The sequence below is a fragment of the Stenotrophomonas sp. Nf1 genome (assembly GCF_003028475.1).
Taxonomy (GTDB): Bacteria; Pseudomonadota; Gammaproteobacteria; order Xanthomonadales; family Xanthomonadaceae; genus Stenotrophomonas.
Window position 1 is genome coordinate 1 of sequence record NZ_PYTV01000017.1, and the last position, 7,451, is coordinate 7,451.

General features: G+C 66.6%; 6 protein-coding genes. All 6 read right to left on the reverse strand.

Going from position 1 to position 7,451, the window contains the following annotated elements; genetic code table 11:
- Nucleotides 1-1,465 (reverse strand): cache domain-containing protein (locus C9412_RS20375; protein WP_146161747.1); only part of this gene is annotated, 1,465 nt, incomplete at its 3' end.
- An 824-nt stretch (nucleotides 1,466-2,289) separates the two neighbouring features.
- A complete protein-coding gene (locus C9412_RS20380; protein ID WP_107233272.1) occupies nucleotides 2,290-4,668 on the reverse strand; it encodes a methyl-accepting chemotaxis protein in 2,379 nt (792 codons plus the stop codon).
- Between the two features lie 101 nt (nucleotides 4,669-4,769).
- Complete coding sequence (locus tag C9412_RS20385; protein ID WP_107233273.1) at nucleotides 4,770-5,153, reverse strand: hypothetical protein; 384 nt, start codon at nucleotides 5,151-5,153, stop codon at nucleotides 4,770-4,772.
- A gap of 137 nt (nucleotides 5,154-5,290) precedes the next feature.
- On the reverse strand, nucleotides 5,291-5,782 hold the full coding sequence (locus C9412_RS20390; RefSeq protein ID WP_107233274.1) for a chemotaxis protein CheW: 492 nt from the start codon (nucleotides 5,780-5,782) through the stop codon (nucleotides 5,291-5,293).
- Between the two features lie 172 nt (nucleotides 5,783-5,954).
- Nucleotides 5,955-6,728 carry a flagellar brake protein gene (locus tag C9412_RS20395; protein WP_107233275.1) on the reverse strand — a complete coding sequence of 258 codons (774 nt, stop codon included), beginning with the start codon at nucleotides 6,726-6,728 and terminating at the stop codon, nucleotides 5,955-5,957.
- A 220-nt stretch (nucleotides 6,729-6,948) separates the two neighbouring features.
- A partial coding sequence (locus C9412_RS20400) for a methyl-accepting chemotaxis protein (protein WP_258190384.1) occupies nucleotides 6,949-7,451 on the reverse strand: 503 nt, incomplete at its 5' end.

Consider the following 7,451-nt stretch of genomic DNA (forward strand, 5'->3'; position numbering starts at 1 on the left):
CTTCCAGGTTGGCGGCCTGCTGTTCGGTGCGGCGCGACAGGTCGCTGTTGCCGGAGGCGATCTCGCCGGCGGCCAGGGTGATGCTGGAGGCGCTGGCCTGGATCTGGCCGACGATCTGGGTCAGCTGCGCGACGGTGGCGTTGGCGTCGTCACGCATGCGCGCAAACACGCCCTGGTAGTCACCGTGCATGCGAGCAGTCAGGTCGCCCTCGGCGATGGCCGACAGCAGCTGCGAGAGCTTGCCGAGGTTGTCATCGCTGACCGCCATCATCGCGTTGAGGTTCTCCAGCATCAGGCGGAAATCGTGATCGAAGCGCTGCGCATCGCCTCGGCGGCTGAAATCGCCTTCGGCCGCGGCACTGGCCAGCTGCTTGATCTCGGCATTGATGCGGCCGAGGTTGGCCTTGACCGTATCGACGGTGGTGGTCATCGCCGCCTTCTCACCCGGGTAGCGTGCGATATCGCGGCTGAGGTCACCGACGGCGTACTGCTGCACCACGTCCAGCACATCGTGCAGGGTCTGCACGTGGCTGCCGACCAGGGCGTTGGTCTCCTGCACCATCAGGCCGTACTCACCGGGGAAGGCGCGCGCGTCGATGCGGTAGCTCAACTCGCCACTCTCGTGCCGACGGGCCATCTCACGCTGGCCGTTGATGACTGCGTGCAACTGCTGCTGCATGCCCGACATGGCCTCCAGCAGGCGGCCCGGCTCGTCGTGCGGCTGCGGGCCGATGTGGCTGTCCAGCTTGCCACGGGCGATGCCTTCGGCGACGGCGGTGGCCTGCTTCAGGGGGCGTGCGATGCGATTGCCGATGACCCAGCTCAGCGCCAGCACGATCAGCACCAGCACGCCGCCGGCGACGGCCATGATGGCGGTGAACACCAGCGCCTGCTTCTGCACGTCGTCCAGGTAGACGCCGCTGCTGACCACCCAGTTCCAGGGCGCGAACAGGCCGGCGTAGGCGACCTTCTCGACCTCGCCCTTGCTGCCCGGCTTGGCCCAGCGGTAACTGACGAAGCCGCCGCCGGCCTTGGCCGCTTCCACCTGGTCGTAGTAGATGCGCACGCCATCGTCGGTGCGGAAGTCCTTCATGTCCTTGCCGACCAGGTCCTTGCGGAACGGATGCATCAGCAGGCGGTAGCCGGTGTCGTAGAGGTTGAAGTAGTACGCATCATTGTCGGCGCGCATCACTTCCAGTGCCTGCAATGCCGCCGCCTTGGCGGCGTCTTCGCTGAGCTCGCCGGTGGTGGCCAGGCGGTGGTAGTGCTGCAGGATGCCGTAGCTGAGTTCGACCTGGGTCTTCAGCGCGGTCTTGCGGGTTTCGGTGAGGTCCAGGTACTGCATGCGGGCGGCGATCACCGACAGCGCGATCACGCCGAGCGCGATGAGCAGCGTCAGCAGGTTGAGCTTGCGCCGGACGGAGAGATTGCTGAAGTAGTGTTGCCAGCGATGCAGGAGATTCATCGAGCAGGACCAGGTTGAAGCAGGCGGGCGGCGCCGAGCCGGTCACGGCAGGACAGACTGTGACAACCCCGTTATCGGCCGCGCGGGCGGGGGATTGAGGTGCACTGTCCGAACGTATTCATGTTTCCTTGCAGCGGCGGCTGCTGCGCTGCCTGCGGCAGGCTGGTTTTGAAGCAACAGCTACAGCAACAGCAACAGCAACAGCAACGGCGATTGGTCGGCGCTGGATTGTCAGTGGGTGGCTGGGCCGGGATGGGCAGGCAGGACACGCCGTGAACCCCCCTCCGGGGTCCGGCCCAGCCGCTGGCGGCTGTGCGTTCGGGCGCTTGCGAAGCAGTGCTTCGCAAGCAAAGCGCCCTCACCCATGGGGGCTCGATGGCGCCATCCATGGCGCCAACGGTCCTACCTGCCCACCCCGGCCCAGCCCTCTCGGCATTTCGGTGTCGGACGGCAAGAGCGTTGGGTTTCCAGGTGGAAAGAGGGGTCAGATCCGTTTTCCTGCGGAAAACGGATCTGACCCCGGAAGCGATGCAGCTGTTGCTCTTCCTTCTTCAATCCGGGGTGGACGCGCACGGGAACTGTCCGTGGCCGGGAGGGTGGGTTGCGCAGGGGCGTAAGCGCCATGGATGGCGCGACCGAGCCTACAGGGACGTATTCACGGCGTCCCCTGCGCAGCCCACCCTCCCGGCCAACCCTCAGTAGCTCCGCTCTTGTGCAGACCCACCCCGAGGGGCTTCGCCGTTGGCTGGATATCCAGATACCCCGTAAACGAAAACGCCCCAGCGCAGGGCCGGGGCGTTCTCGTACCTCAGGTCAGGCCGGCATCAGAACTCCTGCCAGTCTCCGTCGGCCAGTTCGGTGGCCATCGAACGACCACCCGTGCTGCGGCGGGCCGGCGGTGCGACCGGCGCCGGGGCCGCCGGTGCGGTGGCACGCGCAGCCGGGGCGACGGCGCGCGGCGGGGCAACCACCGTCTCGGCTTCGTCCACCACGAAGATCGACACGGCCTCGCTGAGGTGGCCGGCCTGTTCTTCCATCGCACGCGCGGCAGCGGTGGCTTCTTCCACCAGCGCAGCGTTCTGCTGGGTGGTTTCGTCCATCTGCACCACGGTCTGGTTGACCTGCTCGATGCCGGCGCTCTGTTCCTGCGAAGCGGCGGAGATCTCGGCCATGATGTCGGTCACGCGCTGCACCGAGGCGACGATCTCGCCCATGGTCGCGCCCGCCTTGTGCACCAGCGCCGAGCCGTCATTGACCTTGCCGACCGAGTCGTCGATCAGGCCCTTGATCTCCTTGGCGGCGGCCGCCGAGCGCTGGGCGAGGGTGCGCACTTCACTGGCAACCACGGCAAAGCCGCGGCCCTGCTCACCGGCACGGGCGGCTTCCACTGCGGCGTTCAGCGCCAGAATGTTGGTCTGGAAGGCGATGCCGTCGATGACCGAGATGATCTCGGCGATCTTCTTCGACGAGGCCTGGATGGCCGACATGGTGGTGACCACCTGGCCGACCACCTCGCCGCCCTGCGAGGCGACACCATGCGCGCCGATGGCGAGCTGATTGGCCTGGCGGGCGTGTTCGGCGTTCTGGCGCACGGTGGAGGTCAGTTCCTCCATCGAGGCGGCGGTTTCTTCCAGGTTGGCGGCCTGCTGCTCGGTACGGCGTGACAGGTCGCTGTTGCCGGAGGCGATTTCGCCGGCGGCCGAGCTGATCGCGCGGCTGGACTGCTTGATGCGGGTGACAATCTCGCTCAGCTGCGCGGCGGTGGCGTTGGCATCGTCACGCATGCGGGCGAACACGCCCTGATAGTCGCCGTGCATGCGCACGGTCAGGTCACCCTGCGACAGCGCGGCGAGCAGGCCGGAAATCTGTTCGATGCTGCCGGCGTTGGCGTCCAGCAGGCCGTTGATCTGCTGGGCCAGCTGCAGGAAGAAGCCTTCCTTGTCGCTGGCATCGATGCGGCCGGACAGGTCGCCGGCGGCAGCCTGGGCGATCACGCGGGCCACTTCGGCCTCGACCTGCGCTTCCTGGGTACGGTCGCGCCATTCCACCACGTAGCCGACGGTGTCGCCGCCTTCGTTGCGGATGGTCGACACCACCTGGGCGAACTGGGCATCGCCATACTGCATCGGGCGACGGGCCACGCCATGCGCCTTCAGGTTGCCGAGCAGGGTCTGGTCCATCTCGCCACGGTGCTCGAGCACGGTAACCGGCTTGCCGATCAGCGAGGCCTGGGCGTCGAAGTCGGGCAGGTCGCGGCGCACGTCATCCTGGTACTGGCTCAGGGTCTGCTGCAGGGCGCGGTTGGTGTAGACGATGGTGTTGCTGGTGTCGGTCAGGTACACGCCGGTCGAGCTGTAGTCCAGCGCGGTGCGGATGCGCAGGTTCTCGCGGGCGATGGCCTGGTCGGTCTCGATGCGTTCACGCAGGTCGCGCTGCATGCGCTGCATGGACTGCATCAGTTCGCCCACTTCGTCCTGGCGGCTGACATCAATGTGGCCATCGAGCTTGCCACCAGCCACGTCGTTGGCCACCGAGACGGCGCCACGCACGCTGCCGACCAGGGCACGGGCGAACAACCAGACCAGCACCAGGCCGAGCGCGGCGCCGCCCAGCAGGGCGATCACGGTCAGCACGGCCGAGGCGGAATAGGTGGTGGCCGCTTCATCGCGCGAGGCGCGGGCGAGGCGGTTGTCTTCGGCGATCAGCGCTTCCAGCGCCGAGGCAGCCTTGCGGTGCTTGGTGCGGGTTTCGCCGACGAAGGTGTCGATGGCATCGTCCGGCAGGTCCAGTTCCAGCATCTCGGTGACGCTGTCATAGGAGGCCAGGGCGTCCTTCCATTCCTTGGCGAAGGTGTCGAACAGCTTCTTCTGCTGCGCGTTGTCGACCAGCTTCGGATAGTCCTTGATCGAGGTGTCCATGCTGGTACGCAGGTCGGTGGCCTGCTTGCGCGCGTCGGACTTGACGTCGTCGCTGGCGCGGATCAGCTGCTGGTAGGCGGCATTGCGGTACTCACCCAGCATGCCGCGCATCTCGCCGGCCATGCGGATGCTTTCCATGCGTGAACCGGCCAGTTCGGTGGTGACGTTGTTCAGCGAATGCAGGCCACGATAGGCGACGATGCCCTGCAGCAGCATCACCAGCAGGATGACGCCGAAGGTCAGCATCAGCTTCGGCATCAGTTTCAGGTTGTTGATCCACGGCATGGGCGTTGCGAGCTCCTAAGGCAGACGCGTCCGGGCATCGGGCCCGGTTGCAGCAGAAACCACGCCGGCACCAGGTCCGGCGTGGCTCGACGGACAGCGGATTACTTGATGTTGGCCAGCTTCAGGCCCGACGGCGAGCTGACTTCGATTTCCGCGCGCGAAGCGTCGCGCTGGATCTTGCCGATCACGCAGACGGTCTTGCCTTCCAGGGTTTCCAGCGGGAAGGAGAACTTGCCGCGGTTCTCGCCGGCGATGCGCGCCGAGAAAGTGTGGCGCGGGAAGGCGCCGCCCATGTACAGGAAGGTCGGCTGGCCTTCGGAACCTTCTGCGTAGCGGGCCTTTTCAACCTTGCCGCAGACCATGCCGTCCTTGCCGACCGAGCGCGGCGCCATTTCCGGCGGGATCATGTCGGCCGACTGGGCGAAAGCGGAGGCGGCGGTGGTGGCCAGGACAGCAGCCGAGACGAACGCAAGCAGGGACTTCATCGAGGGGTATCTCCGGGGATGGTAACGGTCGGGCCGGTCCTGCGCGCTCCTGCGCGGCCGGCTTCTGTCCCCCCTATCGGCATCGCCGGGGGGAACTGAAGGGTTTTGTGACCAGAACGTGAAGCAGTTCCGTTTGCTCAGGCGGCGACGTCTTCCACGGCGCTGGGCTGGCCCATGTCGGCGCTGTCGAGCAGGGTCTCGATATCCAGCAGGATCAGCATGCGGTCGTCATGGGTGCCGATGCCGGAAATGAAGCGGGTATCGACCGCGGCGCCGAACTCCGGGGTCGGACGGATCTGCTCGGCCGACAGCGGGATCACGTCGGAGACACTGTCGACGACGATGCCGACCACGCGGTCTTCCACGTTCAGCACGATCATCACGGTGAAGGCGTCGTAGCGGGCATCGTCCAGGCGCAGCTTCAGGCGCAGGTCGATGACCGGCACGATGGTGCCGCGCAGGTTGATCACGCCCTTGATGTAATCCGGAGCATCCGGCACGCGGGTCACCGCATCGTAGCCGCGGATTTCCTGCACCTTGAGGATATCCACGCCGTAGTGCTCGGCACCGAGGGTGAAACTGAGGAATTCGCCACCGGCGCTGGCGGTGGAGCTGGTCTTGTCGTTCATCGAGGGGTCCTGGTTCTGCCGGAAGTCCCGGTGTCAGGCTCGATATCGGCCCCGTGGGGGGGGACTTTAGCTGCCGGGCAATGGATGGGGGCAGATCCCTTTTCAGGGAAAAGGGATCTGACCCCGGCATGCGTTCCAGGGTTGCCGGCCAGCGGCCGGCACTACCACGCGCCTACATCTCGCCGTTGCGGCGGGCCTTGCGCTGGCGGTCGATGCGGAAGATGTAGCGCTGGATGGCGCTGTCGGCGCCGCGTGGCAGGCTGTCGAAGCGCATGCCCACGCGTTTGACCTCGATGCCATTGGGCTGGCGCTGCGGCAGCAGGTTGCAGACCACCAGCTCGATGTCCAGATCCGGCCCGTCCGGCAGCGAAAGCCGGGCCGGGTAACGCTTCTGCAGGCCGAACACCGCGCAGTCGTTGGGCACGACCACCGCCAGGCCGCCGCCACTGATGTCCACCACGCGCATCGACAGGGCGTCGGCGCGGGCTTCGCCGGGCGGCAGCAGCAGCTGCGGCGAGTCGGTCACCGGGGTCTCCAGACGGTACAGCTCGCGGCGTTGCAGGTGCACCAGTTCGTCCGGCAGCGGGGTGCGGAAGGCGACGTGGCCGTCGTTGTCCACGCGCTGCAGTTCGTGCAGGCGGAAACGCACCAGTACCCGTTCCAGCTGGGCGAAGCACAGCAGATGGTCGGCCTGTTCGGCGGCACGGTTGGAGGCTTCCTGCGGGCTGCCATCAAGCAGCAGGTAGTCCTCGTCTTCATCGAGGTCGAGCAGTGCAGTGGGAAACGAGCGGTCGCGGCCGTCAATATGCGCGTTGATCAGCGAACGCTGGTCGATCAGCGAGCGCAGCAGCTGGCGCAGCTGACGGGGATTGCGAACCAGGAATCGTTCGTCAGCGGCGTCGGCCGCATGGACTTCATGCACTGCAGTGTCGTTGCCGTCGGACATGGAATCTAGGGTCAAGGGCGGGCGCCAGCACGCGTTGGCGCGAGGCTCGATGGGGATATCGGCCTCTGCCTCGGATTATGAAGTGAGGAATGCATCACTTTCCATGCAAAAGGGGTCAGAGCCCTTTCCCACGGGAAAGGGATCTGACCCCGATTACCCACCAGGTCGTGGGTGGGGTCAGAGCCCTCTTCCAGGGAAGAGGGATCCGACCCCGGCGTCCTCAGAACTCCTGCCAGTCGCCCTCGGCCGCCAGTGCCGGCGCCGCCGATGCGTGCAGCCGGCGAGCCGGTGCTGCCTTGGTGGCGGGCAGGGCGGTGGCCACCTGGCGCGGCTGCGGTGCGGTGGCCAGTCGTGCCGGTGCCGTGGTGACGCCCTGCGATGCCAACCGGAAGCGTGCCACGGCTTCACCCAGCTGCACGGCCTGGTCTTCCATCGCGCGCGCCGCAGCGGTCGCTTCCTCCACCAGCGCGGCGTTCTGCTGGGTGGTTTCGTCCATCTGCACCACGGTCTGGTTGACCTGCTCGATGCCGGCGCTCTGTTCCTGCGAAGCGGCGGAGATCTCGGCCATGATGTCGGTCACGCGCTGCACCGAGGCAACGATCTCGCCCATGGTGCTGCCGGCCTGATGGACCAGGCTGGAGCCCTCGGCGACCTTGCCGACCGAATCATCGATCAGGCCCTTGATCTCCTTGGCAGCGGCCGCCGAGCGCTGGGCGAGGGTGC

What these genes read in the sequence shown, in the direction of transcription:
- C9412_RS20385 (WP_107233273.1), bottom strand. Translation starts at nt 5,153, where the DNA reads ATGAAGTCCCTGCTTGCGTTCGTCTCGGCTGCTGTCCTGGCCACCACC.
- C9412_RS20395 (WP_107233275.1), bottom strand. Translation starts at nt 6,728, where the DNA reads ATGTCCGACGGCAACGACACTGCAGTGCATGAAGTCCATGCGGCCGAC.
- C9412_RS20390 (WP_107233274.1), bottom strand. Translation starts at nt 5,782, where the DNA reads ATGAACGACAAGACCAGCTCCACCGCCAGCGCCGGTGGCGAATTCCTC.
- C9412_RS20380 (WP_107233272.1), bottom strand. Translation starts at nt 4,668, where the DNA reads ATGCCGTGGATCAACAACCTGAAACTGATGCCGAAGCTGATGCTGACC.